This window comes from Pseudomonas sp. W3I7 (assembly GCF_030816095.1).
In the GTDB taxonomy this organism is placed as follows: Bacteria; Pseudomonadota; Gammaproteobacteria; order Pseudomonadales; family Pseudomonadaceae; genus Aquipseudomonas; species Aquipseudomonas salomonii.
In genome coordinates this window covers 1,057,614-1,082,982 of the sequence record NZ_JAUSXP010000001.1, presented here as the reverse complement: position 1 = coordinate 1,082,982, position 25,369 = coordinate 1,057,614, and the positions used below count along the sequence as shown (strand labels likewise).

At 59.7% G+C, this 25,369-nt stretch carries 28 protein-coding genes and 3 pseudogenes; 17 read left to right on the top strand and 14 right to left on the bottom strand.

What is annotated here, in order from left to right:
* Positions 1-23 precede the first annotated feature (23 nt).
* Both QF043_RS05125 and QF043_RS05120 read left to right on the top strand, forming a co-directional pair.
* Positions 24-782, top strand: coding sequence for an SDR family NAD(P)-dependent oxidoreductase (locus QF043_RS05125; RefSeq protein ID WP_307417712.1), 759 nt, complete (start codon positions 24-26; stop codon positions 780-782).
* Positions 783-832: 50 nt separating this feature from the next.
* Positions 833-1,738: a LysR family transcriptional regulator gene (locus QF043_RS05120; protein WP_307417711.1), complete on the top strand. Its 906-nt coding sequence runs from the start codon at positions 833-835 to the stop codon at positions 1,736-1,738.
* Here the strand turns inward: QF043_RS05120 and QF043_RS05115 are convergent.
* A complete protein-coding gene (locus QF043_RS05115) occupies positions 1,725-2,165 on the bottom strand; it encodes a multidrug/biocide efflux PACE transporter (RefSeq protein ID WP_307417710.1) in 441 nt (146 codons plus the stop codon). The two genes, QF043_RS05120 and QF043_RS05115, sit on opposite strands and share 14 nt — an antisense overlap.
* A gap of 88 nt (positions 2,166-2,253) precedes the next feature.
* Here QF043_RS05115 and QF043_RS05110 point away from each other — a divergent pair, with 88 nt between their 5' ends.
* Positions 2,254-3,108 carry a LysR family transcriptional regulator gene (locus QF043_RS05110; RefSeq protein ID WP_307417708.1) on the top strand — a complete coding sequence of 285 codons (855 nt, stop codon included), beginning with the start codon at positions 2,254-2,256 and terminating at the stop codon, positions 3,106-3,108.
* A 129-nt stretch (positions 3,109-3,237) separates the two neighbouring features.
* Here QF043_RS05110 and QF043_RS05105 read toward each other — a convergent pair whose 3' ends face one another.
* Genes QF043_RS05105 through QF043_RS05090 form a run of 4 tightly spaced genes read right to left on the bottom strand, consistent with a single transcriptional unit; the run spans position 3,238 to position 5,769 of the window.
* On the bottom strand, positions 3,238-4,458 hold the full coding sequence (locus QF043_RS05105) for an RNA polymerase sigma factor (protein ID WP_307417707.1): 1,221 nt from the start codon (positions 4,456-4,458) through the stop codon (positions 3,238-3,240).
* Positions 4,455-4,931 carry an SRPBCC family protein gene (locus tag QF043_RS05100; protein WP_305455108.1) on the bottom strand — a complete coding sequence of 159 codons (477 nt, stop codon included), beginning with the start codon at positions 4,929-4,931 and terminating at the stop codon, positions 4,455-4,457. The genes QF043_RS05105 and QF043_RS05100 overlap by 4 nt, the downstream gene beginning before the upstream one ends.
* Positions 4,932-4,962: 31 nt before the next feature.
* A complete protein-coding gene (locus QF043_RS05095) occupies positions 4,963-5,307 on the bottom strand; it encodes a YciI family protein (RefSeq protein WP_305455110.1) in 345 nt (114 codons plus the stop codon).
* 42 nt (positions 5,308-5,349) lie between these two features.
* Positions 5,350-5,769 carry a nuclear transport factor 2 family protein gene (locus QF043_RS05090; protein ID WP_169985084.1) on the bottom strand — a complete coding sequence of 140 codons (420 nt, stop codon included), beginning with the start codon at positions 5,767-5,769 and terminating at the stop codon, positions 5,350-5,352.
* A 147-nt stretch (positions 5,770-5,916) separates the two neighbouring features.
* Here QF043_RS05090 and QF043_RS05085 point away from each other — a divergent pair, with 147 nt between their 5' ends.
* From QF043_RS05085 to QF043_RS05070, 4 genes and pseudogenes are all read left to right on the top strand, one after another.
* A complete protein-coding gene (locus QF043_RS05085) occupies positions 5,917-6,426 on the top strand; it encodes a GNAT family N-acetyltransferase (RefSeq protein ID WP_307417706.1) in 510 nt (169 codons plus the stop codon).
* Between the two features lie 50 nt (positions 6,427-6,476).
* On the top strand, positions 6,477-6,731 hold the full coding sequence (locus QF043_RS05080) for a helix-turn-helix domain-containing protein (RefSeq protein ID WP_307417704.1): 255 nt from the start codon (positions 6,477-6,479) through the stop codon (positions 6,729-6,731).
* Positions 6,724-7,484: pseudogene (locus QF043_RS05075) on the top strand (HipA domain-containing protein). The gene QF043_RS05080 and the pseudogene QF043_RS05075 overlap by 8 nt, the downstream one beginning before the upstream one ends.
* A gap of 36 nt (positions 7,485-7,520) precedes the next feature.
* Positions 7,521-8,126 (top strand): pyridoxamine 5'-phosphate oxidase family protein, encoded by a 606-nt coding sequence (locus tag QF043_RS05070; RefSeq protein ID WP_307417703.1) that lies wholly within the window; start codon positions 7,521-7,523, stop codon positions 8,124-8,126.
* A gap of 42 nt (positions 8,127-8,168) precedes the next feature.
* Here QF043_RS05070 and QF043_RS05065 read toward each other — a convergent pair whose 3' ends face one another.
* Positions 8,169-8,651: a GyrI-like domain-containing protein gene (locus QF043_RS05065; RefSeq protein WP_307417702.1), complete on the bottom strand. Its 483-nt coding sequence runs from the start codon at positions 8,649-8,651 to the stop codon at positions 8,169-8,171.
* 195 nt (positions 8,652-8,846) lie between these two features.
* On the opposite strand from QF043_RS05065, the gene alaC reads away from it, so the two are divergent.
* On the top strand, positions 8,847-10,058 hold the full coding sequence (gene alaC / locus QF043_RS05060; protein ID WP_307417701.1) for an alanine transaminase: 1,212 nt from the start codon (positions 8,847-8,849) through the stop codon (positions 10,056-10,058).
* 139 nt (positions 10,059-10,197) lie between these two features.
* On the opposite strand, the gene QF043_RS05055 is transcribed toward alaC, so the two are convergent.
* Positions 10,198-11,550 carry a GntP family permease gene (locus QF043_RS05055; RefSeq protein ID WP_058421449.1) on the bottom strand — a complete coding sequence of 451 codons (1,353 nt, stop codon included), beginning with the start codon at positions 11,548-11,550 and terminating at the stop codon, positions 10,198-10,200.
* Between the two features lie 83 nt (positions 11,551-11,633).
* Positions 11,634-12,167 (bottom strand): gluconokinase, encoded by a 534-nt coding sequence (locus QF043_RS05050; RefSeq protein ID WP_017139216.1) that lies wholly within the window; start codon positions 12,165-12,167, stop codon positions 11,634-11,636.
* A gap of 211 nt (positions 12,168-12,378) precedes the next feature.
* Here QF043_RS05050 and QF043_RS05045 point away from each other — a divergent pair, with 211 nt between their 5' ends.
* The 8 genes from QF043_RS05045 (at position 12,379) to QF043_RS05010 (ending at position 18,960) form a co-directional block, all read left to right on the top strand.
* Positions 12,379-13,410, top strand: a complete 1,032-nt coding sequence (locus QF043_RS05045) for a LacI family DNA-binding transcriptional regulator (RefSeq protein ID WP_162238850.1) — start codon at positions 12,379-12,381, stop codon at positions 13,408-13,410.
* A gap of 440 nt (positions 13,411-13,850) precedes the next feature.
* Positions 13,851-14,084 (top strand): DUF6124 family protein, encoded by a 234-nt coding sequence (locus QF043_RS05040; RefSeq protein WP_307417700.1) that lies wholly within the window; start codon positions 13,851-13,853, stop codon positions 14,082-14,084.
* 453 nt (positions 14,085-14,537) lie between these two features.
* Positions 14,538-14,777, top strand: coding sequence for a DUF6124 family protein (locus tag QF043_RS05035; RefSeq protein WP_307417699.1), 240 nt, complete (start codon positions 14,538-14,540; stop codon positions 14,775-14,777).
* A gap of 189 nt (positions 14,778-14,966) precedes the next feature.
* Positions 14,967-15,599 (top strand): glutathione S-transferase family protein, encoded by a 633-nt coding sequence (locus QF043_RS05030; RefSeq protein WP_236370542.1) that lies wholly within the window; start codon positions 14,967-14,969, stop codon positions 15,597-15,599.
* Between the two features lie 15 nt (positions 15,600-15,614).
* Positions 15,615-16,352, top strand: a complete 738-nt coding sequence (locus QF043_RS05025; RefSeq protein WP_307417698.1) for an NAD(P)-dependent oxidoreductase — start codon at positions 15,615-15,617, stop codon at positions 16,350-16,352.
* 9 nt (positions 16,353-16,361) lie between these two features.
* Positions 16,362-17,771 (top strand): MFS transporter, encoded by a 1,410-nt coding sequence (locus tag QF043_RS05020; RefSeq protein ID WP_305455134.1) that lies wholly within the window; start codon positions 16,362-16,364, stop codon positions 17,769-17,771.
* 123 nt (positions 17,772-17,894) lie between these two features.
* Entirely contained in the window at positions 17,895-18,293 is a 399-nt protein-coding gene (locus QF043_RS05015; RefSeq protein WP_307417697.1) for a hypothetical protein, read from the top strand.
* Positions 18,294-18,450: 157 nt separating this feature from the next.
* Positions 18,451-18,960: a hypothetical protein gene (locus tag QF043_RS05010; protein ID WP_307417696.1), complete on the top strand. Its 510-nt coding sequence runs from the start codon at positions 18,451-18,453 to the stop codon at positions 18,958-18,960.
* Between the two features lie 56 nt (positions 18,961-19,016).
* Here the strand turns inward: QF043_RS05010 and QF043_RS05005 are convergent, their stop codons facing one another.
* The 4 genes and pseudogenes from QF043_RS05005 to QF043_RS04995 all read right to left on the bottom strand — a co-directional run bounded on the left by QF043_RS05005 (position 19,017) and on the right by QF043_RS04995 (position 22,379).
* The gene (locus QF043_RS05005; protein WP_307417695.1) at positions 19,017-20,072 is read right to left on the bottom strand and encodes an amino acid ABC transporter substrate-binding protein; all 1,056 of its coding nucleotides are present in this window, start codon (positions 20,070-20,072) and stop codon (positions 19,017-19,019) included.
* Positions 20,023-20,439, bottom strand: a pseudogene (locus QF043_RS30715) (methyl-accepting chemotaxis protein); the annotation flags it as partial. The gene QF043_RS05005 and the pseudogene QF043_RS30715, both read right to left, overlap by 50 nt.
* Before the next feature lie 132 nt (positions 20,440-20,571).
* Positions 20,572-21,342: pseudogene (locus QF043_RS30710) on the bottom strand (PAS domain-containing protein); the annotation flags it as partial.
* A 167-nt stretch (positions 21,343-21,509) separates the two neighbouring features.
* Positions 21,510-22,379, bottom strand: a complete 870-nt coding sequence (locus QF043_RS04995) for a LysR family transcriptional regulator (protein WP_307417692.1) — start codon at positions 22,377-22,379, stop codon at positions 21,510-21,512.
* A 145-nt stretch (positions 22,380-22,524) separates the two neighbouring features.
* On the opposite strand from QF043_RS04995, the gene QF043_RS04990 reads away from it, so the two are divergent.
* Positions 22,525-23,079, top strand: coding sequence for a glutathione binding-like protein (locus QF043_RS04990; protein WP_307417690.1), 555 nt, complete (start codon positions 22,525-22,527; stop codon positions 23,077-23,079).
* A gap of 342 nt (positions 23,080-23,421) precedes the next feature.
* Here QF043_RS04990 and QF043_RS04985 read toward each other — a convergent pair whose 3' ends face one another.
* Both QF043_RS04985 and QF043_RS04980 read right to left on the bottom strand, forming a co-directional pair.
* On the bottom strand, positions 23,422-24,348 hold the full coding sequence (locus QF043_RS04985) for an aliphatic sulfonate ABC transporter substrate-binding protein (protein WP_307417689.1): 927 nt from the start codon (positions 24,346-24,348) through the stop codon (positions 23,422-23,424).
* The gene (locus QF043_RS04980; RefSeq protein ID WP_307417688.1) at positions 24,348-25,361 is read right to left on the bottom strand and encodes an ABC transporter substrate-binding protein; all 1,014 of its coding nucleotides are present in this window, start codon (positions 25,359-25,361) and stop codon (positions 24,348-24,350) included. The genes QF043_RS04985 and QF043_RS04980 overlap by 1 nt, the downstream gene beginning before the upstream one ends.
* Positions 25,362-25,369 lie beyond the last annotated feature (8 nt).

The following is a 25,369-nucleotide window of genomic DNA, read 5'->3' as shown; positions in this document are numbered from 1 at the left end:
TGATCACCCCTGAGGACTACCCCATGACTCGTAAAATCGCACTCATCACCGGCGCCAGCCGTGGCCTTGGCAAAAGCGCCGCTTTGCACCTTGCCGCACAAGGCGTGGACATCATCGGCACCTACCACAGCGCCGCAACCGAAGCCCAAGCAGTAGTGGCACAGGTTGAAGCGCTGGGTGGCCGCGCCGCCATGCTGCAACTGGATGTCAGCCAGAGCGGCAGCTTCGAAGCTTTTGTCGGGCAAATCGCTACGGTGCTCAAGGACGTTTTCGCCCAGCAACATTTCAATTTCCTGATCAACAACGCGGGCATCGGCGCTCACGCAAGCTTTGCTGAAACCACCGAAGAGCAATTCGACAAGCTGGTGGCCATTCACTTCAAAGCGCCGTTTTTCCTCACCCAGAAACTGCTGCCGCTGATCAGCGATGGCGGGCGCATCATCAACATCTCCAGCGGCCTGGCGCGGTTCAGCCTGCCGGGTTACGCCGCCTATGCGTCGATGAAAGGCGCCGTGGAAGTGCTGTCGCGTTATCAGGCCAAAGAACTCGGCCCGCGTGGCATCACCGTCAACACCCTGGCACCCGGCGCGATTGCCACCGATTTCAGCGGCGGCGCAGTGCGCGATAACCCACAGGTGAATGCGATGGTGGCCGACAACACTGCCCTGGGCCGTGCCGGTTTGCCGGACGATATTGGCGGCGCGATTTCGATTCTGCTGGCCGATGGCAGCAACTGGATCACCGGGCAGCGCATCGAAGCCTCGGGCGGCATGTTTCTGTAAGCATTCTGCGCTAGCATCAATGCCTTCAGATCACTGACGGGCAATCACCGATGAGTTTTGATCCAGGCTTGGCCGGCGGTATGGGCGTATTGGCCGCCGTGGTCGACAGCGGCAGCTTTGCCCGCGCCGCCAACAGCCTGGAGATGACGCCTTCGGGGGTTAGCCGGGCGATTTCCCGTCTGGAAAAGCGCCTCGGCATTCGCCTGTTCGACCGCACCACCCGCTCGGTGCAATTGACCGACGAGGGGCGACGTTTCTACCAGGAAATCGCCCCGCTGTTGGCCGGGCTGGAGGAAGCCGCCGATTCGGCGGCCGACAGCGCCCTCACCGTGCGTGGGCGTTTGCGGGTCAACATCGACCCGTATTTTTCGCGGCTGGTCCTTGGCCCGGTACTCGGCGACTTCATGCGCCAATACCCGCAACTGCAACTCGACCTGCACACCCGCGACCAACTCGGTGACCTGGTGGCCGACGGCTTTGACTTGGCCATTCGCTTCGGCATTCCACAGTCCTCTTCGCTGATCGCCCGCAAGCTGATGGAAGTGCGCGTGCTCACGGTGGCCTCCCCCGCTTACCTTGAGCAATACGGCCGGCCCACGATGCCGCAAGACCTGGAAACCGGGCACATGTGCCTGGATTTTCGCGACTCGCAAACCGGTCGCCCGTTTGCCTGGGAATTCCACCGGCCCGGCGAGCAAGTGATGGTGCGCACCAACGGTCGCTTGGTGGTCAATGACGCCAGCACCTTGTACAGCGTGTGTGAACACGGGCATGCCGTGGCGCAGATGCTCGACCTCGGCCTGGCGTCGGCGATCAAGGCCGGCAGCCTGGTGGAGCTGTTTCCCGACTGGCCGGACGAGCGTTTCCCGTTGTACGCCTACTACCCGTCGCGGCACTTGCCCGCCGCCAAGGTGCGGGCATTTCTGGAGTTTGTCGCCTCGCTCAAGCTTGGCTAGGCACACGTGGCTGTACGAATTTTTCCCGCAGCACGTCATAACCCCAGTGGTACACATAGGTGTACGGCAGGAAGAACAACAGCACGCCGATGTCGAGGATGAAGGCTTCCAACAGGCTGATCTTCATCAACGCGGCGATCAACGGCACCGCCAGGATGATCAGGCCGCCTTCGAACAACAGCGCATGCACGATGCGGGTCCAGCCGCCGTCGGTCCATTGCAGGCGGGCTTTGAGGCGGTCGAACAGGCTGTTGAAGATGACGTTCCAGCTCAGCGCCAACAAGCTGATGCCCAGGGTTACCGCGCCCATTTCCAGGGCCGGCCTACCGGTGATCCAGACCAGCAGCGGTGTACAGATCAACAAGGCCAGCCCTTCAAAACCAATGGCCTGGCACACACGTTCAGTAATCGACTTGGTAGGGTTCATGACCCGGCTCCTTGAGTGACGATGGTTGCCATGGTTACCCTTTGACTCGATACTTCATAACTAATAACCATCGATAAAGGCGATAGTCATGGCCTCCAATGAAGTGCTGCAGGCGTTTGTGCAGGCGGCTACCCAAGGCTCGTTTTCGGCGGCGGCGCGCAAGCTGGGTAAAAGCCAGTCCACCGTCAGCGCGGCCGTGGCGAGCCTGGAGATTGACCTGGATGTGGTGCTGTTTGACCGCAGCAGCCGCAAGCCGACGCTCACGCCCGCTGGGCATGTATTGTTGCTGCGCGCCGAGCAGGTGCTGGAGGCCAGCAGCCGCCTGGAGTTGGCGGCGAGCCAGTTGTCACAGGGTTTGGAACCCAAGCTGACCATCGCCATGTCCGATACTTACCAGTCCGACCGGTTTGAGGTCGCCCTCAAGGCCTTTGAGCAGCGCCACCCGGACCTTGAGCTGGAATGCCTGATCGCCGAATGCGAAGACCTGATCGCCCTGGTGCAAAGCGGCCGGGCGCAGATTGCGTTTATCGAAAAACAAGACACTTACCCGCCCGACCTGACCGGCGCGCCGGTCGAAGAACGTACCGAAATTGCCCTGTTCGCGGCGCCTACACACCCGTTGGCCAAACTGAAGAACATCCCCGCGCAAACCTTGCAGCAACACCGTGAACTGCGCCTGGCCAGCATCATCAACCCGACCGAAACCCGCCCCAGCGGGCGGGTATGGTCGGCGCCCAGTTACTTGATGCTGATGGAGATGGCGCAGCTGGGGTTTGGCTGGGCACCGATTCCGCGCTGGTTGGTGGAGCGTTTTGGCGGCGACCACCTGGTCGAACTCAAGGCCCGCAGTTGGCCGCGCTCGGTGGCGGTGGATGCGCTGTGGTCACGGCACCATCCGCCGGGGCCGGCGGGGAGTTGGTTGCTGGGCAAGATGTTGGAGTGATGACCTCCAAACAATGAAGATCAAAACTGTGGGAGCGGGCTTGCTCGCGAATGCGGAGTGTCAGTAGATACATCTGGCACTGAAACACCGCATTCGCGAGCAAGCCCGCTCCCACAGTTTGCCCTGCGCCTATCCGGGAGATTTGAGTTCGGCCAGGCGCCTCTCTATAAAGCGTTTTTCCGGGGTTTGCTGGGTCAGTGAGAGGGCTTTTTCATAGGCTTCCCGCGCCTCTTCCACCCGCCCCAACTGCCGGCAAAACTCCCCACGCGCCGAGTGCGCCAGGTGGTAATCCAGCAACTCCCCGCGCTGCAAAATGCCCTCCACCAATTGCAACCCCGCCAACGGCCCCTGCCCCATTGCCACCGCCACCGCCCGGTTCAGCTCGATCACCGGCGACGGCACTTCGCGCAGCAACACATCGTAAAGCCCGACAATTTGCAGCCAGTCCGTGCCCTCAGCCTCGGGCGCTTCGGCATGCACCGCCGCAATCGCTGCTTGCAGGCAATACGGGCCAAAACGCCGTGTGTTCAATGCCTGCTCCACCAGTGCGCAGCCCTCAGCAATCAAGGACGCGTCCCACACTGCGCGGTTCTGTTCATGCAACAACACCAACTCACCGTCGGCCGAGGTGCGCGTTGCTCGGCGCGACTCGTGCAGCAGCATCAGCGCCAGCAGGCCCATGACTTCCGGCTCTGGCAGCAACTCCAGCAGCAGGCGCCCCAAACGAATGGCTTCGCGGGTCAGGTCTTCGCGGGTGAGGTCGGCGCCCATGGACGCCGAATAGCCCTCGTTGAATACCAGGTAAACCACGCGCAACACGCTGTCCAGTCGCTCGGGCAACTGGTCCAGCGATGGCACCTGGTAGGGGATTTTGGCTTCGCGGATCTTGCCCTTGGCGCGCACGATGCGCTGGGCGATGGTGGTGGGCGTGGCCAGAAAGGCGCGGGCGATTTCTTCGGTGGTGAGGTCGCAGATCTCACGCAAAGTCAGCGCCGCCTGGGCGTCGGGCGCCAGCGCCGGGTGGCAGCAGGTGAAGATCAGGCGCAGGCGGTCGTCTTCCACGTCTTCCTCACTCCAGTCAGCCGCTTCCAGCGTGTCGGCCTGCTCCTGTAATAACGGGGTGAAACGTGCCTGACGGCGCAGGCGGTCGATGGCTTTGAAGCGGCCGGTGGAGACCAGCCAGGCGCGTGGATTGTCCGGCACACCGTCTTGCGGCCAGCGCTGCATGGCAATTAAAAACGCCTCGTGCAGCGCCTCTTCAGCCAAGTCGAAATCACCCAGCAAGCGAATCAGCGTCGCCAGTACGCGGCGTGATTCGCTGCGGTAAATCGCCTCGACCTGCGGGGTCAATCCGGCATGCCCTGGGTCACCAGCGTCACCAGGCGGTCGAGGCTCTGGCCCCAGCCGTCATGGAAACCCATGGCTTCGTGGGCCTGCTTGTCGGCTTCGCTCCAATGCCTGGCGCGGGCGGTGTAGCGGGTTTTGCCGTCGACGGCTTCGAAGGTCACTTCGGCGGTCATGAACGGCTTGCCCGACGGGACCCAGCCAGGCGCATAGGCATCGGTAAACACCAGCCGGCTCGGCGCCTCGATTTCCAGGAACACGCCAGAGGTCGGGTACTCGGCGCCATCCGGCGCGCGCATCAAGGTGCGAAACAGGCCGCCGACCCACAGGTGCATTTCGCACTCAGGCGTGGTCATGCCGTGTGGCCCCCACCATTGCTGCAACAGCTCGGGCGTGGTCCAGGCGCGAAACACCTTGCTTGGCGGTGCGTCGATCAGACGGCTGATGGACAGTTCAAATTCAGCGGGTTGGGTATTCATGGGTAAACCTCCTTTCTTGTGGTTGTTGTGTTCAGAGATTCAATTGACGCACCGGGCGCACCTCCACACTGCCGACTCGCGCCGCCGGTATGCCGCCAGCGACCTGGAGCGCTTCGTTCAGGTCCTTGGCCTCGATCAGGTAAAACCCGGCGAGCTGCTCCTTGGTTTCGGCAAACGGCCCGTCGGTGATCGACAGCTTGCCATTGCGCATACGCACCGTGGTGGCGGTGCTCACCGACTCCAGCGGCTCGGCGGCGAGCATCCGACCGCTGGCCTGGACGGCCTCGGCGTAGGCAAAACACTCCGGGTCTGCCGGGCTGTCGGGCGAGGTGTGCAACACCTCTTCGTTGCTGTAGATCAGGCAGAGGTATTTCATGGCGCTCTCCGTTTTCGGACTACTGACTATAGTTCGTGGCGGTCAAGGTTTCAGGTCGAACAATGCCGTGCCGCTTTCCATGTCGAACGGCGCCGACCAGTGCTCATGCACCACCTTCCACTGCCCGTTGATGCGCTGGTAGCCGGCGGTCACGCGCATCCAGCACGCCTTCACCACGCCATCCGGCCCGGCGCCACCGCAGTGCGCCAGCCAGTGGGCAAACGCGCTGTCGGGTGCTTCGACGATATGCAGCTCATGGAACTCGAAAATGCCCGGGCCGGGGCAATGCTTCATGCATTCATCCCAATGGGCGCGGTAGGCGGCTTTACCTTTGAATTGCAATGCGGTGACGGCGTCGAACGAAACGATATCGTCAGCGTAATAGCTGACAATTTTGTCGATATCACGATCAAGTACGGCTTGTTTCCATTGCTCGATCAGGGTGTTGATTGCGGTGCTCATGGCGATACTCCTGGGGGTTGGAAATCACAAAGGACACCCTTAGTCGAACGGCCTCAGCGCAAATCGACAGGCCGCTGAAAAATAAATTCGCCTGCGGCAAACCCGCTAGAATCCCCACCTCTTTGTAGGATTTCGGATGCGCCCTCGATGGAAACCCGCCTCGTCGCCTATGAGACGCTGAGCCTTGTGCAAAAACAGCAGCTCGACACCCTGCAAGTGCACCCCGAGCAGCTGGCGTATTCCGGCGATATCTACTGCGCGCTCAACAGCCTGCTGGTCAACCCCACGCCCGGCGCGATCAAAGGCTTTGCGCTACTGGCCGACGAAATGCCCGTGGCCTTCCTGCTGCTCAAACGCCCGCCCTGCCTGCCCCATTGGGCCGATGAACACAGTGCCACGCTGCACGCGTTGCAGGTGGACCGGCATCAGCAAGGGCGCGGGTTTGGCAAAGCGTGCTTGCAAGCATTGCCGGCGGCGGCCCTGCAGGCGTGGCCGCAGATCAAGGCGCTGGAGTTGTCGGTGGACACCGACAATGTGGCGGCGATGGGGTTGTATCTGGCGGCTGGGTGGGTGGACAGCGGGGAGGCGTATAAGGGGCGGGTTGGGTATGAGCGTAGGTTGAGTTGGGTGTTTGGTCGGGATGGCATTGACAGCTAAAAATGTTACGTATATATGACTTAACCAATTAAAAGTAATGAATACGTGACATGGACACTTCGATTATCACCCAACGCTTAGGCCAACAAGTTCGCTCCATGCGCCTCAATCGTGGCTATAAACAAGCGGACCTGGCGAAACTTGCGGGCGTTACCCGGCAAAAACTGATCGAAATCGAGAAGGGCAGCCTCTCTGTTTCCATGAATGCCTATGCTCGCGTGATTGCCGCCCTGGGCAGTGAGGTCAAATTAGTGCCCGTGACCCTGCCGACGCTTGAAGAGTTAGAGGACTTGTTCAATGAATAGCCCCGCTCTTAGCGTTCATACGCCTCAAGGCGATAGCGGCAGCGTAAGGGTGGGCGCTGATGATTACCTGTTTCGCTACGATGCTAAGGCACAGGCCCAAAGCGCTGTCAGCCTTACCATGCCCGTGCGCGCAGAAGAATATCGCCGCCGCGAATTGCATCCAATCTTTCAAATGAATTTGCCCGAAGGCTACGTACTGGAACAGTTGCGTAACCGACTGGCTAAAACGGTAAAAGTGGACCCGATGCTGTTGCTGGCCTTATCAGGTAGCAGTGCGCCGAACAGAAGTACACCAAGAGCTATGCCGCCATCGCCAAGGCTGTGCGGGCGTTTTGCTCACCGGAAAACCAACGCAGCTCGTTGAACCAATTGTTCGATAGCGTTGCCCTGAGTTGCATCGTGGGAAATGGCGATGCTCACCTGAAAAACTTCGGTGTGCTCTACGGTGACCCGATTAAATTTGATGCACGCCTGGCCCCCGCTTACGACATTGTGAATACCACCGCGTATATCCCTGAAGACACACTCGCGCTGGACCTGTCCGGTAACAAATCAATGTTTGCCTCACGTTTGGGCATTCTTGAGTTTGCAAAAACCTGCGAGATCGAAAAACCTGAGGCGCGTATTCAGGCGCTGCTTCAAACCCTTGAAGTCGTACTCAAGCGCGAAGACGATTACTGTCGGTTAGCGCCCGATGTTGCAAAAGCCATTCGACAATCCGCCCAGAACTACCAGCGTAGCTTTGGTAGCTGAGAGCCCCTGTATTCATCCAAGGACTAGGTGACGCCCATGCTGACAACCCTCGAACAACTCGAAACCCTCTACGGCCTCCCCCACGAACGGGCGGTGCGCAAGGAGATCGCGTTTCTCAACGAGGATTACCAGGCCATGGTGCGGGCGTCGCCCCTGGTGGTGGTGAGTTCAGCCGGGCCGGAGGGCATTGATGGCTCGCCACGCGGTGATGTGCCAGGGTTTGTGCGGATTGTGGATGAGCGCACCCTGGCGATCCCGGATCGGCCGGGCAATAACCGGGTCGATACGTTGCGCAATCTGCTGCAAGACCCACGGATTGCCTTGCTGTTCATCATCCCGGGCATTGGCGAGACGTTGCGCGTGAATGGCCGCGCGCAGATTTCCATCGAGCCCGAGCTGCTGGAGAGTTTTGCGGTGAATGGCAAACCGGCGCGTTCGGTGATTCTGGTGCAGGTGGAGTCGGCGTTTTTCCACTGCTCCAAAGCCTTTGTGCGCTCGGATTGCTGGAACCCCGAGAAGCACCTGGACCGCTCGGCACTGCCGTCGGCCGGGGCGTTTCACAAGCGGCTCAATGCTGGGCAGTTTGATGCCGAGGCCTATGACCGAGAGATGCCGGAGCGGGTCAAAAACACGCTGTATTGATACTTCTGGCGGCGCCGTCTTGTCGGCGCCGCCAGTGCGCCGTCAGCCTTTTTCGCCAACCGGCAGCCAGATCTCCACCGTCCCCGTGCCCTTGCGCGCGTCGAAGTCAGCGCTGTAGCGTTCGAAATCCGCGCCCATCACCTTGTAGCCCGAGTGCGGTAACCACTCGAACATGATGCGCTCATAGGTTTGCTCAAGTGCCTGCACCGGCCCGTCATGCGGGAACACGGCATAGTTGAGCGGCGCAATTTCGATAGATTCAAAGTTGCTCGGCACGTCGCTTTTAGTTGGCACTTCAACCCCGGCCATGTAGTCGAATTCGCCATGCTTGGGATTATGGCAAACGCCATAGGTCACGCCCCCAATACGTTGTTTGATGTCTTTGATGCAGGTGTCGAACAATTCCCACAGCTTTGGGATATCACCCACTGTGGCCTTCGAATAACGCCCTTGCACCCCAGCGATTACCAAGGCTTTACCGGCTTCCATGCGTGGCGCTAACGGTTGTTTTGTCTGCTGATCCATACGAACAGTCTCCTTCTTATGAGGGAACAAACCCGCGTCGAGTATAGGGGCATATCCACGCTTCACTCCAAGTAGAAATTTTTCCTACGCATCTGGACAACTGGCCATCATCGACCGTATTGTCTGCCCCGCAGGCCACCGCAGTGGCCGACGTCGCTCGGACGGTTCCGGGCGCTTACGTACCTCGAGGCAACAATGGCAGACCAAGGTTCGCCGCGCCGCTTTGCGCGCATAGATCGACTCCCCCCTTACGTTTTTAATATCACTGCCGAGCTGAAGATGGCTGCGCGTCGGCGCGGCGAAGACATCATCGACTTGAGCATGGGTAACCCTGACGGCGCCACGCCTCCACACATCGTGGAAAAAATGGTCACCGTCGCCCAGCGTGAAGACACCCACGGTTACTCCACCTCCAAAGGCATTCCGCGTCTGCGCCGGGCGATTTCGCGTTGGTACAAAGACCGCTACGCAGTGGATATCGATCCGGAAACCGAAGCCATCGTAACCATCGGTTCCAAGGAAGGCCTGGCGCATTTGATGCTGGCCACCCTCGACCAAGGCGACACCGTGCTGGTGCCCAACCCGAGCTACCCGATTCACATCTACGGTGCCGTGATTGCCGGCGCCCAGGTGCGTTCGGTGCCGCTGGTGCCGGGCGTGGATTTCTTCGACGAGCTGGAACGGGCGATTCGTGGCTCGATCCCCAAGCCGAAGATGATGATCCTCGGCTTCCCGTCCAACCCCACCGCGCAGTGCGTGGAACTGGACTTCTTCGAACGCGTGATCGCCCTGGCCAAACAGTACGACGTACTGGTGGTGCACGACCTGGCCTACGCCGACATCGTCTACGACGGCTGGAAAGCCCCCTCGATCATGCAAGTGCCAGGCGCCAAGGACATTGCGGTGGAATTTTTCACCCTGTCCAAGAGCTACAACATGGCCGGCTGGCGCATTGGTTTTATGGTCGGTAACTCGGAACTGGTCAACGCCCTGGCGCGGATCAAGAGTTACCACGACTACGGCACCTTCACCCCGTTGCAAGTGGCGGCAATTGCGGCGCTGGAAGGCGATCAGCAGTGCGTGAAAGACATTGCCGAACAGTATCGCCAACGTCGTAACGTGCTGGTCAAAGGCCTGCATGAGCTGGGTTGGATGGTGGAAAACCCCAAGGCATCGATGTACGTCTGGGCCAAGATCCCTGAGCAGTATGCCGCCATGGGTTCGCTGGAGTTTGCCAAGAAACTGCTGCTGGACGCCAAGGTGTGTGTGTCGCCGGGGATTGGCTTTGGTGAGTATGGCGATGATCACGTGCGCTTTGCGCTGATCGAGAACCAGGACCGGATTCGTCAGGCGGTACGCGGGATTCGCGGGATGTTCCGGGCGGATGGCTTAGTCACTAAAGCCTGACCCTGAACGACCTGAAGAAACCGAATCAATGTGGGAGCTGGCTTGCCTGCGATGGCGGTGTTGGATCCACCATCGCCATCGCAGGCAAGCCAGCTCCCACATTTGATTGGGTTACCACATAGGTTTTGTGGTGCGCCTGTTACACCACCAACGACAGCAACATGATAAAGATCAGCGCCACCACCGACAGAATGGTTTCCATCGCCGTCCAGGTCTTGAACGTCTCGACCACGGTCATATTGAAGTACTGCTTCACCAGCCAGAACCCCGCATCGTTGACGTGAGACAACACCAACGAACCCGCCCCCGTCGCCAACACCAGCAGTTCACGGTTAACCCCTGGAATCATGCCCACCACCGGCACCACAATGCCTGCGCCGGTAATGGTCGCGACCGTCGCGGAACCTGTGGCCACACGAATCACCGCCGCCACCAGCCACGCCAGCAAAATCGGGTTGATCTGCGCGTTCACTGCCATATGGCCGATCACGTCACCCACGCCGCTGGTCACCAGCATCTGCTTGAAACCACCACCGGCGCCGATGATCAGGATGATCGCGGCGGTCGGCGCAAGGCTGGCGTCGAGCAGCTTGAGAATTTGCTTGGAATGAATGCCCTGGCGATGGCCAAAGGTGTACAGCGACAGCAGCAATGCCAGCAGCAACGCGGTGATCGGGTGACCGATCATGTCCATCCAGTTGCGGATGGCGTGGCCGTCCGGCAGCGCGACGTCGGCGAAGGTTTTGAGCAGCATCAGGAACACCGGCAGCAGCACGGTGATCAGGGTGATGCTGAAGCTCGGCAGGCTTTTGGATTCCGGCTCACGGGCCAGTTGGTCGACCAGTTCCTGGGACGGGTTGCCCGGAATGTACTTGGCGATAAACGTACCGAAGATCGGACCGGCGATGATGGCGGTCGGCAGTGCGACGATCAGGCCGTACAGGATGGTCTTGCCAATATCGGCACCAAACACGCCGATGGCCAGCAGCGGGCCAGGGTGCGGCGGCACCAGGCCGTGTACCGCCGACAGGCCGGCGAGCAGCGGGATGCCGATCTTGATCAGCGATACGCCGGTACGGCGCGCGACGATAAACACCAGCGGAATCAGCAGTACAAAGCCAATTTCGAAGAACAGCGGAATGCCCACCAGAAACGCGGCGAACATCATGGCCCACTGGACTTTCTCTTTGCCGAAGGCGCGGATCAGCGTCTGCGCGATCTGATCGGCACCGCCGGATTCGGCCATCATCTTGCCGAGCATCGTGCCCAGCGCGAGGATGATGCCGACAAAACCGAGCACGCCGCCAAAACCGTCCTGGAACGCCTTGATGATCTTGTCCACGGGCATGCCCGAGGTCAGGCCGAGGAAGCCGGCCGCGATGATCAGTGCAATGAACGGGTGCACCTTGAACTGGGTGATCAGAACGATCAACCCGATGATTGTGACCACTGCGTCTAGCAGCAGGTAGGACTCGTGGGACATGCCAAACATGGGGGGTTTCTCCTGTTTGTTGTTGTTATTAAAGCCGGTGTTGAATCTTTCGCCGGGGGTAGCGCTACCTTTCCGGCAAAAAATTAATGAGTAGGTTCAAAGCCGTGTTGCAGCCACCAGGCATTGGTTTGCTCGGCCAAGTCCTCGACGCTGTCTTCGCTGGCGTTGAGCGCCAGGGTCAGCGGCTCGCCCACGGGCGATTCAAGGGTGGCGAACTGGCTGTCTATGAGGCTTGCCGGCATAAAATGGCCGGGGCGATGGGACACGCGGTCGGCGGCCACGGCGCGGGTCAGCTCCAGGAACACAAAGCCCAGGCCCGGCGCGGCTTCGCGCAGGTGGTCGCGGTATTTCTTTTTCAGCGCTGAACAGGTGAGCACCGGATGCTCGCCGGCTTTGAGCGAGCGGCGCAGTTCATCGCAGAGGATGTCGAGCCAGCCGGCGCGGTCGTCGTCGTTGAGGGGGTGGCCGGCGCTCATCTTTTCGATGTTGGCGGCAGGGTGAAAGCTGTCGCCTTCAATGGCGGTGGCGCCGTTCAGGCGGCACAGGGCTTCGCTGACGCTGGACTTGCCACAGCCGGAAACACCCATGATGACCAGGGCGGTAACAGGTTGACTCATGAAACACCTCAGGACGCAGATAGCGCTACCTTTGCACGCTGTAAGGCTAGTGCAAAAACAGGCTTTTCCCGCGCCGACTTGTCATTTTTATGGAGTGACGCGTGCATCCTCTCCAACCGTTTGAACAGGATCAGGCAACCCAACGTTCAAGTATTTGCAGCTGTTTGGAGACAGCGCTACCTTAGTGCCTCGATTTTTGTTTGGCAACAACCTGATGACCTCCAAGAACGATAAAAAATTACGCACCACCGGTCGCCCGACCCTCAATGAAGTAGCGCGTCTGGCGGGCGTCAGCCCGATTACCGCCTCCCGCGCACTGCGTGGCGTCAGCACAGTTGCTACCGAGTTGGTGGAAAAAGTGCAACGGGCAGCCGCCGAACTCAACTACGTCGTCAACCCCGCCGCCCGCGCCCTGGCCTCGGCGCAAAGCCATTCGGTGGTGGTCATCGTGCCGTCGCTGTCCAACCTGTTGTTTATCGAAACCCTCGAAGCCATCCACGCAGTGCTGCGGCCCAAGGGCTTTGAAGTGCTGATCGGCAACTCGCACTATTCGCGTGATGAAGAAGAAAATCTGCTGCGCAACTATATGGCTTACCAGCCACGCGGTTTGCTGCTGACCGGGTTTGACCGCACCGAAAGCGCACGGCGGATGGTCGAGGCCAGTAATGTGCCCTGTGTGTACATGATGGATCTGGACCCGAACGCGGGCGTGAATTGCGTGGGGTTTTCGCAATTGAGCGCAGGCGAAACGGCGGCAGCGCATTTGCTCTCCCGTGGGCGCAAGCGCCTGGCGTATATCGGCGCGCAGTTGGACCAACGCACGTTGCTGCGCGGTGAAGGGTTCCGCCGCGCCCTGCAACAAGCCGGTCTGTACGACCCGGCGCTGGAACTGCTGACACCGCGTCCCTCCTCCGTGGGCTTGGGTGGTGAGTTGTTTTTGCAGTTGCTGGCGGCGCATCCGGATGTGGATGCGATTTTCTTCGGTAACGACGACCTGGCCCAGGGCGCGCTGCTGGAGGCCATGCGCCACGGCATCAATGTTCCGGAGCGCGTGGCGGTGCTGGGCTTTAACGATTTGCCGGCATCGTCTTTTATGGTGCCGCGTTTGAGCAGCATCAGCACGCCACGGGAAGCGATCGGGCGGCGCTCGGCGGAGCATTTGTTGACGATCATGGCGGGCAACAAGATTGCCAAGCCGGTGGTGGACATGGGGTTTGCGTTGCAGGTGCGCGAGAGCACTTAACCTTTCAAGGCCTAAACACAATCCAACTGTGGGAGCTGGCTTGCCTGCGATGGCGGTAGACCTGTCGGCACATCGTTGCCTGACACACCGCTATCGCAGTTCAAGCCAGCTCCCACATGAGATGTGGGACGCCTGTAGGACGAGGCTGACATTGCCGTAAGCGCCTTGCCCGGTTGCCTACGCTTACGTCAGAATCCGCCGGCTTGTGCGCTTGGGGGGTGGAAACTAAGGTGGGTCGGTCACTGAATTTCTCGGTGATCGGGTTTAGTAGCCCGAACTTCCCAACACAATATGCACAAGCCAATTATGGCGGCTGTGCGTAGGGCGCCTTCGGGCGCGCCGGGTTTGTGTGGGATTACCGGTCTACTAACCTGCGCACAGCTGCCACCCAACTTGTTTAGTAGCGATGCGGGTGTTGGCACAAACCAGGTACTTCAACCATGCAAAGCGTCAATCCCCCAACTACGCTCTTCACCCTCACACCCGACATACCCCTCGAATCCCTACTGATCAACAGCTACGAAACCGTGTGCTCCGTCAGCACCTTGTTGCTCGACCTGTCCAATGACCTCAGCGGCAAACACCGCGACGTGGCACTCGCCATTCATCAACTGAGCGAGTTGTCAGTGCTGATGGTAGGCAAAGCCATGGACCAGCAGACACTCCGGGCCTAAAGCCTAACTCGGTTAACCCTGTGGGAGCTGGCTTGCCTGCGATGGCGGTAGACCTGTCGGCACATCATTGCCTGACACACCGCTATCGCAGGCAAGCCAGCTCCCACATTTTTTTACCGTGCTCGCTTGAGATGTAGGAAGGCTGTAGGACGCGGCTGACATTGCCGTAAGCGCCTTGCCCGGTTGCCTACGCTTACGTCAGAATCCGCCGGCTTGTGCGCTTGGGGGGTGGTCTCTAAGGTTGATCGGTCACTGAATTTCTCGGTGATCGGGTTTAGTAGCCCTACTTCTGGACACTCTTAGTGCACAAGCCTCATCTGAGTTTGATGGCGGCTGTGCGTAGGGCACCTTCGGGTGCGCCGGCTTTGAGTGTCCACCGGTCTACTAACCTGCGTACAGCTGCCACCCTTCGTTTAGTAGCGATCCGGCGGCGGCTTATTCCAGGATGCTCAAATGATCAAAAAAACTGAAAAACCGCCAACTACGCTCTTCACCCTCACACCCGACACACCCATCGAATCCCTACTGATCAACAGCTACGAAACCGTGTGTTCCGTCAGCACCCTGTTGCTCGACCTGTCCAATGACCTCAGCGGCAAACACCGCGACGTGGCACTCGCCATTCATCAACTGAGCGAGTTGTCAGTGCTGATGGTAGGCAAAGCCATGGACCAGCAGACACTCCGAGCCTAAAGCCTTACTCGGTTAACCCTGTGGGAGCTGGCTTGCCTGCGATGGCGGTAGACCTGTCGGCACATCATTGCCTGACACACCGCTATCGCAGGCAAGCCCGCTCCCACATGTTGCCCGTGCCCACTTAAGCTATCGCCGTAAAGTCCTGCCCCTGCTAGATTGACCACTCGCCATCGTCAGGGAAGCACCATGGGACACTCACTGAAAATCCTCGGCCGCACATCCTCCATCAACGTGCGCAAAGTGCTCTGGACCTGCCAGGAACTGGGCATCGACTACGTGCGCGAAGACTGGGGCATCGGCTTCAAGCCCACCCAGTCAGCCGAATTCCTGGCCCTGAACCCCAACGCCCAGGTACCTGTGCTCATCGACGACCACGGCGTGTTGTGGGAATCCAACACCATCTGCCGCTACCTGATCGGCCTGTACCAACGCACCGACCTGCTACCCGCCGAACCCGCGCCACGTGCGCGAGTCGAGCAATGGGTAGACTGGCAAGCCGTGGAACTCAACCGCGCCTGGGGCGATGCCTTCACCGCGCTGGTGCGCAACAACCCCGACAACCTCGACGCGGCGCAGATTGCCGCCGCCGTGCAGGTGTGGAATGACAAGATGGGCCTGCTGGAACAGCAGCTGGCCAAAACCTGCGCCTATGTGGCCGGCGATGAATTCACCCTTGCCGATATTCTTATCGGCCTCTCGGTGCACCGCTGGCAGAACACGCCCATGCAGCGCCCGCCCTACCCTGCCATTGCGGCGTATTACCAACGCCTGAGCCAACGCCAGGGCTTCAAGACTTTCGCCCTCGACGGCCATAACTAAAACAAGGACTCCACCGTGAACGGACTCAACATACTGCTTACCGGCGCCTGCGGCAGAATCGGCAAGACGTTTTTCGAAGCCTCGAAAGACCGCTACCGCTTCACCCTCACGGACCGCATCGCGCCGGCGTTTGACCTGGGCGAGCACCGTTTCATCCACGCCGACCTGAGTGACAAAGCCAGCCTGGCCGCGCTGCTCGACGGCATCGACGTGGTGGTGCACCTGTCGGGCATCCCCAACGCCAACGCGTCATTCGACGAGGTGCTGCCGAACAATATCCTCGCCACCACTTACCTGTTCGAAGCCGCCGTAGCCGCCGGCGTGAAACGCCTGGTGTTCGCCAGCAGCGCACAAACCATTGAAGGCTACCCGGTGGACCGGCAGATCACGCCGGGCATGCAGGTGATGCCCGCCAACCTGTACGGCGTGAGCAAATGCTATGGCGAGGCGCTGTGCGGCTACTACGCGGCCAAGACGCCGCTGTCGACCATTGCCCTGCGCATCGGCGCCTTTGAATTCCCCGAAACCCACGACCTCAACAACGCCCGCGACCTCAGCGCCTGGCTCAGCCCACGGGACGCGGTGCAATTGCTGCAACGCTCGGTGGAAGCAGAAGGCGTGAAGCACCTGATCGCCCATGGCATTTCCAATAACCGTTTCAAGCGCCTGGACCTCGGCGAAACCACGCGGGTGTTGGGTTACCATCCGGTCGACGATGCATTCCAGGCATTTGAAATCCCGATTACTTATTGAGTTCTGCCCATGCCCGCACTCTCCACCGCCGACGGCATCGACCCGATCCGCGCTGCCCACATCAGCGCGCGCATTGACCGCCTGCCCGCCGTCGCCACCGTCTGGCGCCTGGTGGCGCTGCTGTCGATCGGTGGTTTTTTCGAGCTGTATGACCTGTTCCAGACCGCCTATATCAGCCCCGGTTTGATCAGCGACGGGATCTTCCACACCGGCAGCGAAGGCGTGTTCGGCTTCTCGGACCAGGCCGCGTTCGCCTCGGCGACCTTTCTGGGCCTGTTCCTCGGCGCCAGCCTGCTCAGCCCCATCGCCGACCGTTTCGGGCGCCGGGCGATCTTTACCTTTGCGCTTGTCTGGTACACCGTGGCCACGGTGTTGATGGGCATTCAAACCTCGGCACTGGGCATCATCGGCATGCGTTTTCTGGTGGGTATTGGCCTGGGGATCGAGCTGGTGACCATCGATGCCTACCTGTCGGAACTGGTGCCCAAGCGCATGCGCAGTTCGGCGTTTGCCTTCGCGTTTTTTATCCAGTTTCTGTCGGTGCCGGCGGTGGCGTTGATGTCGTGGTGGCTGGTGCCCCAGGCGCCGTTCGGGGTGTCCGGCTGGCGCTGGGTGGTGCTCAGCAGTGCAGTGTTTGCGCTGTTTATCTGGCAACTGCGCAAGCGCCTGCCGGAATCACCGCGCTGGCTTGCGCAAAAAGGCCGCTTTGATGAGGCCGGGCAAATCATGGACAGCCTGGAGGCGCGCTGCCAAAAGGATCACGGCAAACCGCTGGATGAACCCGAACCGCAAGCCGTCAGCGTGCAAGGCAGCGGCCGTTTCGCCGATATCTGGCAACCGCCGTACCGCCGCCGTGCGTTGATGCTGATTGTGTTTCATGTGTTCCAGGCCATCGGCTTTTTCGGCTTCGGCAATTGGTTGCCGGCATTGCTGTCGGGCCAGGGCGTGAGCGTGACCCACAGCCTGATGTACGCCTTTATCATCACCCTCGCCTACCCGCTGGGGCCGTTGCTGTTTGTAAAAGTGGCCAACCGCTTTGAAAACAAATGGCAGATCGTCGGCTCAGCCATGGGCGCAATGATCTTCGGCAGCCTGTTTGCCCTGCAAACCACGGCGGTGGGGCTGGTGATCTGCGGCGTGATGATCACCTTCTGCAACGCCTGGCTGAGCTTCAGTTATCACTCGTATCAAAGTGAACTGTTCCCGACCAATATCCGCGCGCGGGCGGTGGGGTTCTGCTATTCGTTCAGCCGCTTGTCCACGGTGTTCAGCAGCTTGTTGATCGGCTTTATCCTGGAGCACCTGGGTACGCCAGGCGTGCTGGCGTTTATTGCCAGCAGCATGTTGATTGTGATGATCACCATCAGCTGGTTCGGGCCACGCACACGCAATTTGGCGCTGGAGAATATTGCGCACTGACGCGTAACACACTGGTCGGATAGACGCCTGAACCTGTGAAATGTGACAGTAGACGGTTTGTTTTATAAGTCACTAAATGGCCTTACTGACTTTGCCGGATGCAGGGTCGATAAGGAGTTCACAATGACCACAGGTACTTTTAACGTCACAAAATCGATTTACGGCGCCTTTACTGCGTCCACTTTAGAGTTTTATGACAGCAGAGAAACACTCACCATCGGAGCATGGCATCCTAAATTAGCTGATAAAAAAGTAAATATTGAGCTCGCCGTAAAATCTATACCTGGCCACTCGAACGGTGCGTTCAAAGGAGACGGTAAGGTTCCCTTATCGCATTTCGGCATACACAAAGATGGCACTTCAATCTTTTACTCTTCAGCCACCGGCAGCTATGAAGTGACTTATGACAAAGCAAAGCAGCACGTAAAGGGCAAGGCTCATTTCCAATCGCGCGAATTGGACGAACAGGGCAAGCCGATCGAGTTTGCCTTCGATTTCGACCTCGCGGGCTTCAGCTCATAAAACTGCCTGCCAACTGGCTCCCTGACGGCTAAACGTAGCCGCGCAGCGGACAATGTTTGCCGCAGCCGCCACGCCATCCCCAACAAAATCGGGGGTGGCGCACTCGGCATGCTATTTGCTGCACCTGACGCACCGAACACATCCCAGGTGAGCAATCATGCTGATCAACAACAACACCCAAGCCGTGTCGACCGTGCAACAGCTCAAGCGGCCCGACATGGACCCGGCCAACGCGGCCGCCAGCACGCTGTACAGCGGCGCCCTGCAAGCGGCGCAGCAGAGCGTAACCGTACCGGCCGCGCAAAAGGATTTGGACAAGGCCAACGACCGCATCGACGAAGCCTTCGCCAAGACCCGCGTGCAGTTGCAAGCCACCGCTGCCGCCCCAACGGCCTCGACGGATGTGCCGGCAGCCGGTTCGGGCACCAGCACCGCACGTGCTGACTTCACCGATTACATGAACAAATCCCCGGCCGAACGCATCCGCGAGCAGTTGCTCAAGGAACAGGGTTTGACCGAGGCGCAAGTGCAGGCAATGCCGCAGGAAAAACAGGACGCGATTGCCAAGCAAGTGGCTGAGCGTGTGAAGCAGCAGCAAGAGCAGCAGGTCGCGGCGAAAGCCACTGATCCGGCGCAGGCGGTTAAAGAAACCCTGGCGGCGATCTGACAGACACCGCTGGATAAATGTGGGAGCCAGCTCCCACATGGATCGTGCTCACTGCGCTACAGCGCTTTGCCGGGCTGATCCGTCGGGGCGCTGAAGATCTGCTCCATCTGCGTGGAAAAAGGCACTTCGAGATTAAGCGTCTTGACCACAATCGGCGACTCAAACCATTTGGCATACAGCGTCTTGGCGTCCCCGGACGCCATTAAGGCAGCCAGGGTCTTGTCCACGGTACGTTTTAACGCGGGGTTATTTTTCGGCATGATCAACCCCAGGTGTTCCACCACCAGCACATCTTTCAAAAACTGATAACGCGCAGGTTCGGCGGCACTTGCCATCAGCGGCGCCACTACCACTTCATCGAACACCAGACTGTCGGCTTGGCTATCAACCAACATGTTGAAGCCCTCAGTCAGGTTTTTGGCATGTACCTTTTTAAGGGTCCACCCTTCGCGCTTTTCAAGTTGTTGAACCACCTCGCCAACGGTGGTGCCATCAACAATCACCACGGATCGACCATTGAGGTCCTTCAAGCTATCCAACTTTTCACCGACCCTGGAAACCACTTTAATCGAGGCCGCGAAGGTTGAAACGCTGAAATCAACCTGCTTCTGGCGCTCCAGTGTGTTGGTGGTAGAGCCACACTCGAGGTCTACCGCACCGCTGCTGACGGCAGTGAGACGGTCTTTGAAACTCAAGGGTTTGAAGCTCAAGGCCAGTTGATCAAGCTTGAGGTTTTTCTTCACGTCATCGGCAATGCGCCGACACAGGTCGATGGAGTAACCCACCGGTTCACCCGCGCCGGTCTGATAGGAAAAAGGCAGCGCTTCCGCCGGATACCCAATGACCATTTGTTTCTTATCGCGGATTTTTTCCAGAACGGCATCGTTTGCCAGCGCGCTGGCCGACAGCATGCATAACGACAGGAATAAGGCGCCTTGCAACTTCATAGTTCGTCTCACGCATTGAATAACCTGCGCTCTTATACCGACGCCGTTGAAGCTGCTCTGTAGGGCAAATCTGCGCTCGCTGGCGAACCTGTCTCGACAGCAAGCGCGATGATGTCTATTGCAGTTGCAACGTCGAGTTGAATTGGCTGATGGCATCCACCACATGCCGTGAGCCTTCCTGAATCTCCAGGATCACCTGCCCCGCCTCATTCGCCAATTCCACACCCAGCCCGGTGCGGCTCAGGCTCGACTGCATGCTCGACACCGCGCTCAACGACAGGTCGTGGTTCTTGCGCACCACATCCACGATCTCCACCGTCGCCTGACTGGTGCGTGCGGCCAGGCTGCGCACTTCATCGGCCACCACCGCAAAACCACGCCCGTGCTCGCCGGCCCGCGCCGCTTCAATGGCGGCGTTAAGCGCGAGCATATTGGTCTGTTCGGCGATGCTGCGGATGGTCTGCACGATGGAGCCGATGATGTCCGATTGCTTGCTCACCGCATCGATACTCTGGGCCGCCTGGTTCAAGTCGCTGGAAATCTCTTCAATGATCTGTACGGTTTGCTGCACCACCTCCGAGCCTTTGCGCGCGCAGGCGTCGTTTTGCACCGAGGTGGCATGCGCCGAATCGGCGGCGGTGCGCAGGGTGGAGACCTGGTCGGTGATGTCGCTGGCGAACTTCACCACTTTGTAAAGGCGCCCGTTGGTGTCGAAAATCGGGTTGTAGGACGCTTCCAGAAACAGGGTCTTGCCGTATTTATTCTTGCGCTCGAAGCGATGGGAGTGATATTCCCCCCGGTTGAGCGAGGCCCAGAATGCCTTGTAGGCCGGCGATTCAACCTCGGCACGGTGGCAGAACATGCTGTGGTGCTGGCCGATGATTTCTTCCCGTGAGTACTGCACGGTGCGCAGGAAGTTGTCATTGGCGTTGAGGATCTGGCCCTGCGGGGTGAACTCGATCACCGCCATGGAACGGCTGATGGCGTCGATCAGGCTCTGGTTCTCATGCTCATGGTGGACCCGCGCAGAAATATCCGAGGCCACTTTGATCACGCTCTGCACCTGATTGCTACTGTCGAGCACCGGCATATAACTGGCTTCCAACCACACTTCTTCGCCACGCTTGTTCAGGCGCATGAAGGTGCCGCTGAGGGCTTCGCCGCGCGCCAGGTCGCGCCATAGCTGGGTGTAGGCCTCGGTATGGGTGTAGGCCTCTTCGCAGAAAATACGGTGATGTTTGCCACGGATCTCTTCCACGTTGTAGCCCATGGCTGTGCAGAAGTTGTGGTTGGCATCGAGGATCACGCCATTGCGGTCGAACTCGATCATCGCCATGGAACGGCTGATGGCGGCGAGTTTGGCGTTGGCTTCGGTGAGGGCGCAGGAGAAACGCTCGATTTCTTGCAGGTCGGATTTGTGATGGCGGTTGAACATGGTCAGATCACCCTTGATTCCCGGCGCCCGAAAGGCGCATTCCTTTTATTTTTTGGACAGTGCTGGCAAACCTTCATGGGGAAATAACCATCCGAAACGCTTTATATGCCAAACGTCATCAATGGTTCTGGGTGAGCATAGACAGGGCTTCGCGCTATGCAAGGCCACTAGTCAGCCAGCATTTTCAACAATGCATGCGCAGCCGCGCACAGCGGGCGGGTAGTTGAGGCAACCAACGCAAATTCACGATACAGCGGGACGGTCAGCGGCATCACGCGCAAGCCATTACGCTTTACCGGCAGCGCCATTTCAGGCACCAGCGTAACGCCGACGCCTTCGCGCACCAGGCTGTAGGCGCTGCTCCATTCGCGTACTTCCACGCGAATATCGCGCAGCGCCAGCCCCGCAGCGCTGGCCAAGCTGCGGGCACTGGCGGTGCAACCGCCGGTGGCAAGCACGAAGGGTTGTTCCAGCAGCTCCTCGAACGACACGCCGGCGTTGGCCGGGCGCTGCGCCAAGGGATGATGGGTCGGCAACACGGCCATCCAGCAATCTCGCCCCAATACGGTGGCGTTGCGCTCGGGCTTGGGGTTGAGCACCACGCCCAGGTCGATCAGGCCGGCGTCGAGCAAGGTGAGCACTTCGCTGTCCGTGACATCCAGCGCGGTCACTTCAATACCGGGGTTCAACTGACGAAAACGCTGCAGCAGCGGCGTCAGAAAAGCCGCCATCACCATCGGGAAACTGGCGATACGAATACTCCCACGCAGCAGCGGCCGAGCGTCGTCGACCGTGCTACGAATCGCCTGCAACGCCCCCATCATCACCCGCGCGTGTTCGATCACACTCAACCCGAGCGCGGTGGGCAAGGTCTTGCGCGGCTCACGCGTGAACAATTGCGCCCCCAAGGTCGCTTCCATGTTGGCCATGGCCTGGCTGGCCGCGGACTGGGTCATGCCCACCTGCTCGGCAGCCGCCGTAATGCTGCCGTGATCGGCCACGGCCACCAGCAAGCGCCAGTGCATCAGGTTCATCATGGCAGTAGCTGTCCTTATGGATGGGGTCTGAAGGTTTAATTTTACGCAAGGTGCCATGCCCGCGAGACTGGCGCAAATTCAACCGAGTAGCCCCACATGAAAACTGTATTTTTCCCCGAATGCCTGTTCCCTCGCCCCCCACATCGTGCTGCGCGAACTGGCGCTGCCGTTCGACTTGGTGCGCGTCGATAACCAGGCCAAAACCACTGCCGATGGCGAAGACTTCCTGCAAATAAACCCCAAGGGCTATGTGGCGGCGCTGCAACTGGATAACGGCCAGGTACTCACCGAAGCCAGTGCGATTGTGCAATACCTGGCCGACCTGAAACCCGCCGCCCAGTTGGCCCCGGCCAATGGCAGCTGGGAGCGTGTGCGTTTGCAGGAATGGCTGAATTTCATCGCCAGCGAGATTCACGGCGGGCTGGGGATTTTCTTCAACCCGGCGATTCAAGGCGAAGTGCGAGCCACGTTTGTGGCCAAGTTGTTCAAGCGCTTTGCGTTTCTGGTGCAGACGCTGGAGCGTCAGGATTATTTGCTGGGCGAGCAGTACTCGGTAGCGGATGCGTATTTGTTTGTGCTGCTGCGCTGGGCGGCGGTTCATGACATTGATCTGCAGCCGTGGCCGGCGCTGACGGCGTTTATGCAACGCGTTGGCGCACGGCCTGCGGTGACTGCGGCGCTGGCTGCTGAAAATCCATGACCTGAAATGCACTCCACTGTGGGAGCTGGCTTGCCTGCGATGGCGGTGTGTCAGGCAATGATGTGCTGTCTGGACTATCGCCTTCGCAGGCAAGCCAGCTCCCACATTTTGATCTTCATTGGTGTAGAGAAAGGGTTTCAGGTGGCCATCGAGGATGAAAGTGCTCAGTGCCAACACATCCACCGACCCCGAACGATCCTGATCCAGAAACGCCACCTGACTGCGCACCGACGCATGAATCCCAGGCCGTTGATAAAGTCGATGTAGATCGGTTGCATGGTCTGCTCACTGATAGCTTTCGTGGCGAGGGAGCTTGCTCCCTCGCCACAGATAAATAGGTGCTTATGGCGCTTTGAACACGATTTGCTGCACCTCGACCTTTTTCGGGATCAGGCCGTTGGCGAAGAACAGGTCGGCGGTGCGCTGCTGGTTGGCGATGTCGATGGCTTGCAGCGGGCGAATCGGCTCCGGCGAGCGGTGTTCGAAGTAGCTTTTGACCACCGCCGGTTGCAGGCCCAAGGTCTTGGCCATCAAGGCGATGCTTTCTTCGGGCTGGTCCAGGGACAGGCGCTGGGCCTTGCCGAGCGTCTTGATGATGGTGGCGACGGCGTGCGGATACTGTTTGGCAAATGGGCCGTTGACCACAAAGAAACTGCCGGCCGGGTTAAGGCCTTGGCCGTCACCCAAGACGCGGGCGGAGCCATCGACCACGGCCGCCGAATAGTACGGGTCCCACACCACCCAGGCGTCGACTTTACCTTGCTCAAACGCCGCGCGGCCGTCGGACGGCGACAGGTACACCACGTTCACATCCTTCCACTGCAAGCCCGCGCGCAGCAGGCTCTTGAGGAATAGGTTGTGCGCGCTGGAGCCCTTGAGCAGCGCCACGCGCTTGCCCTTGAGTTCGGCCACGCTTTGGAGGCTGCTGGCTTTGGGCACCAGCACCGCTTCGGTCTTGCCTTCATTGGGCTCGACCGCGAAGTACTGCAAGTCGATACCGGCGGCCTGGGCGAAGATCGGCGGGATGTCGCCGATATTGCCGATGTCCAGGCTGCCGGCGTTCAGCGCCTCGATCAGCGGCGGGCCGCCGAGGAATTCGGTCCATTGCACCTGAGTGCCGGGCAGCGCCTCTTCGAACAACTTGTGTTCACGGGCCAGCACCATGCTCACCGAACTTTTTTGGTAGCCGATGCGCAAGGTGGAAGGTTCGGCGGCCAGCACGTTGCCGGCCACCAGCGAAAAAACAACAGCAGCGAGGACTTTGAACATCAGAGCGCTCCCTTGACCTTGGCCGCGACATCCGCAGGCACCCATTGCTGCCACACGTGCGGCTGCTCTTTGAGGAACGCCAGCGCGACCTGGCGCGGCTGTTCACGTTTCTCGCTCATCTGCGCGAGGATGCCGTTGAGCAGGTCGATCGGCAGGTCGACTTTTTCAAAGAAGGTGACTAACTGCGGGTACTGCGCCTTGAACGGCGCCGACACGCCAATCGCCAAATGCGCAGGCATCGAGCGCGTGCCAATGGGGCGCGGGTTGTTGGCGTCGGCCAGGGTTTTCCAGGCGTCGGCGTTAAACGGCGGCTCTTCGAGCTTGATCAGCTTGAAGCGGCCGAGCAGTGGCGTCGGCGACCAGTAGTAGAACAACACCGGTTTGCCACGACGGATCGAGGAGGCCACTTCAGCATCCAGTGCCGCGCCGGAGCCGGTGCGGAAGTTGACGAAGGTGTCGGTCAGGCCATAGGCCTTGAGCTTCTGGCTGTTGACGATTTCCGAGGTCCAGCCGGTGGGGCTGTTGAGAAAGCGGCCTTTGCTCGGGTCTTCCGGGTCGCGGAACACGTCTTTGTAGCGCGCCAGGTCGGCCACCGACTTGAGCTGCGGCGCCAGCGGTTTGATGCCGCGCTCGGCATCACCCTTGATCACGTATTCGGGCACCCACCAGCCCTCGGTGGCGCCTTTGACCGTGTCGCCCAGGCCGAATACTTTGCCTTCGGCCTCGGCCTTGACCCACGCCGGACTGCGCCCGGCCCATTCTTCGCCGATTACCTGGATGTCATCCTTGGCCAGGGCGGCTTCCAGGCTCACGGTACTGCCGGGCAACGTGTCGGTAGGCAGGCCGTAGCCTTTTTCGACGATCAGACGCAGCACTTCGGTGATCAGGCTGCCGCTTTCCCAGGTGATGTCACCGAAGTGGATAGGTTTGATGGCGTCGGCGGCCTGGGCTGGCTGCGTCAGGACAGCAAGTGCCAGCAGCGAGCCACCGAGCAGGTTTTTAATTGTTTTCATGCAGAACC

Excerpts from the sequence above, each read along its gene's own strand:
- QF043_RS05125 (WP_307417712.1), top strand. The coding sequence starts at position 24 with ATGACTCGTAAAATCGCACTCATCACCGGCGCCAGCCGTGGCCTTGGC.
- QF043_RS05120 (WP_307417711.1), top strand. The coding sequence starts at position 833 with ATGAGTTTTGATCCAGGCTTGGCCGGCGGTATGGGCGTATTGGCCGCC.
- QF043_RS05115 (WP_307417710.1), bottom strand. The coding sequence starts at position 2,165 with ATGAACCCTACCAAGTCGATTACTGAACGTGTGTGCCAGGCCATTGGT.
- QF043_RS05110 (WP_307417708.1), top strand. The coding sequence starts at position 2,254 with ATGGCCTCCAATGAAGTGCTGCAGGCGTTTGTGCAGGCGGCTACCCAA.
- QF043_RS05100 (WP_305455108.1), bottom strand. The coding sequence starts at position 4,931 with ATGAATACCCAACCCGCTGAATTTGAACTGTCCATCAGCCGTCTGATC.
- QF043_RS05095 (WP_305455110.1), bottom strand. The coding sequence starts at position 5,307 with ATGAAATACCTCTGCCTGATCTACAGCAACGAAGAGGTGTTGCACACC.
- QF043_RS05090 (WP_169985084.1), bottom strand. The coding sequence starts at position 5,769 with ATGAGCACCGCAATCAACACCCTGATCGAGCAATGGAAACAAGCCGTA.
- QF043_RS05085 (WP_307417706.1), top strand. The coding sequence starts at position 5,917 with ATGGAAACCCGCCTCGTCGCCTATGAGACGCTGAGCCTTGTGCAAAAA.
- QF043_RS05080 (WP_307417704.1), top strand. The coding sequence starts at position 6,477 with ATGGACACTTCGATTATCACCCAACGCTTAGGCCAACAAGTTCGCTCC.
- QF043_RS05070 (WP_307417703.1), top strand. The coding sequence starts at position 7,521 with ATGCTGACAACCCTCGAACAACTCGAAACCCTCTACGGCCTCCCCCAC.
- QF043_RS05065 (WP_307417702.1), bottom strand. The coding sequence starts at position 8,651 with ATGGATCAGCAGACAAAACAACCGTTAGCGCCACGCATGGAAGCCGGT.
- alaC (WP_307417701.1), top strand. The coding sequence starts at position 8,847 with ATGGCAGACCAAGGTTCGCCGCGCCGCTTTGCGCGCATAGATCGACTC.
- QF043_RS05055 (WP_058421449.1), bottom strand. The coding sequence starts at position 11,550 with ATGTTTGGCATGTCCCACGAGTCCTACCTGCTGCTAGACGCAGTGGTC.
- QF043_RS05050 (WP_017139216.1), bottom strand. The coding sequence starts at position 12,167 with ATGAGTCAACCTGTTACCGCCCTGGTCATCATGGGTGTTTCCGGCTGT.
- QF043_RS05040 (WP_307417700.1), top strand. The coding sequence starts at position 13,851 with ATGCAAAGCGTCAATCCCCCAACTACGCTCTTCACCCTCACACCCGAC.
- QF043_RS05035 (WP_307417699.1), top strand. The coding sequence starts at position 14,538 with ATGATCAAAAAAACTGAAAAACCGCCAACTACGCTCTTCACCCTCACA.
- QF043_RS05030 (WP_236370542.1), top strand. The coding sequence starts at position 14,967 with ATGGGACACTCACTGAAAATCCTCGGCCGCACATCCTCCATCAACGTG.
- QF043_RS05020 (WP_305455134.1), top strand. The coding sequence starts at position 16,362 with ATGCCCGCACTCTCCACCGCCGACGGCATCGACCCGATCCGCGCTGCC.
- QF043_RS05015 (WP_307417697.1), top strand. The coding sequence starts at position 17,895 with ATGACCACAGGTACTTTTAACGTCACAAAATCGATTTACGGCGCCTTT.
- QF043_RS05010 (WP_307417696.1), top strand. The coding sequence starts at position 18,451 with ATGCTGATCAACAACAACACCCAAGCCGTGTCGACCGTGCAACAGCTC.
- QF043_RS05005 (WP_307417695.1), bottom strand. The coding sequence starts at position 20,072 with ATGTGGTGGATGCCATCAGCCAATTCAACTCGACGTTGCAACTGCAAT.
- QF043_RS04995 (WP_307417692.1), bottom strand. The coding sequence starts at position 22,379 with ATGATGAACCTGATGCACTGGCGCTTGCTGGTGGCCGTGGCCGATCAC.
- QF043_RS04985 (WP_307417689.1), bottom strand. The coding sequence starts at position 24,348 with ATGTTCAAAGTCCTCGCTGCTGTTGTTTTTTCGCTGGTGGCCGGCAAC.
- QF043_RS04980 (WP_307417688.1), bottom strand. The coding sequence starts at position 25,361 with ATGAAAACAATTAAAAACCTGCTCGGTGGCTCGCTGCTGGCACTTGCT.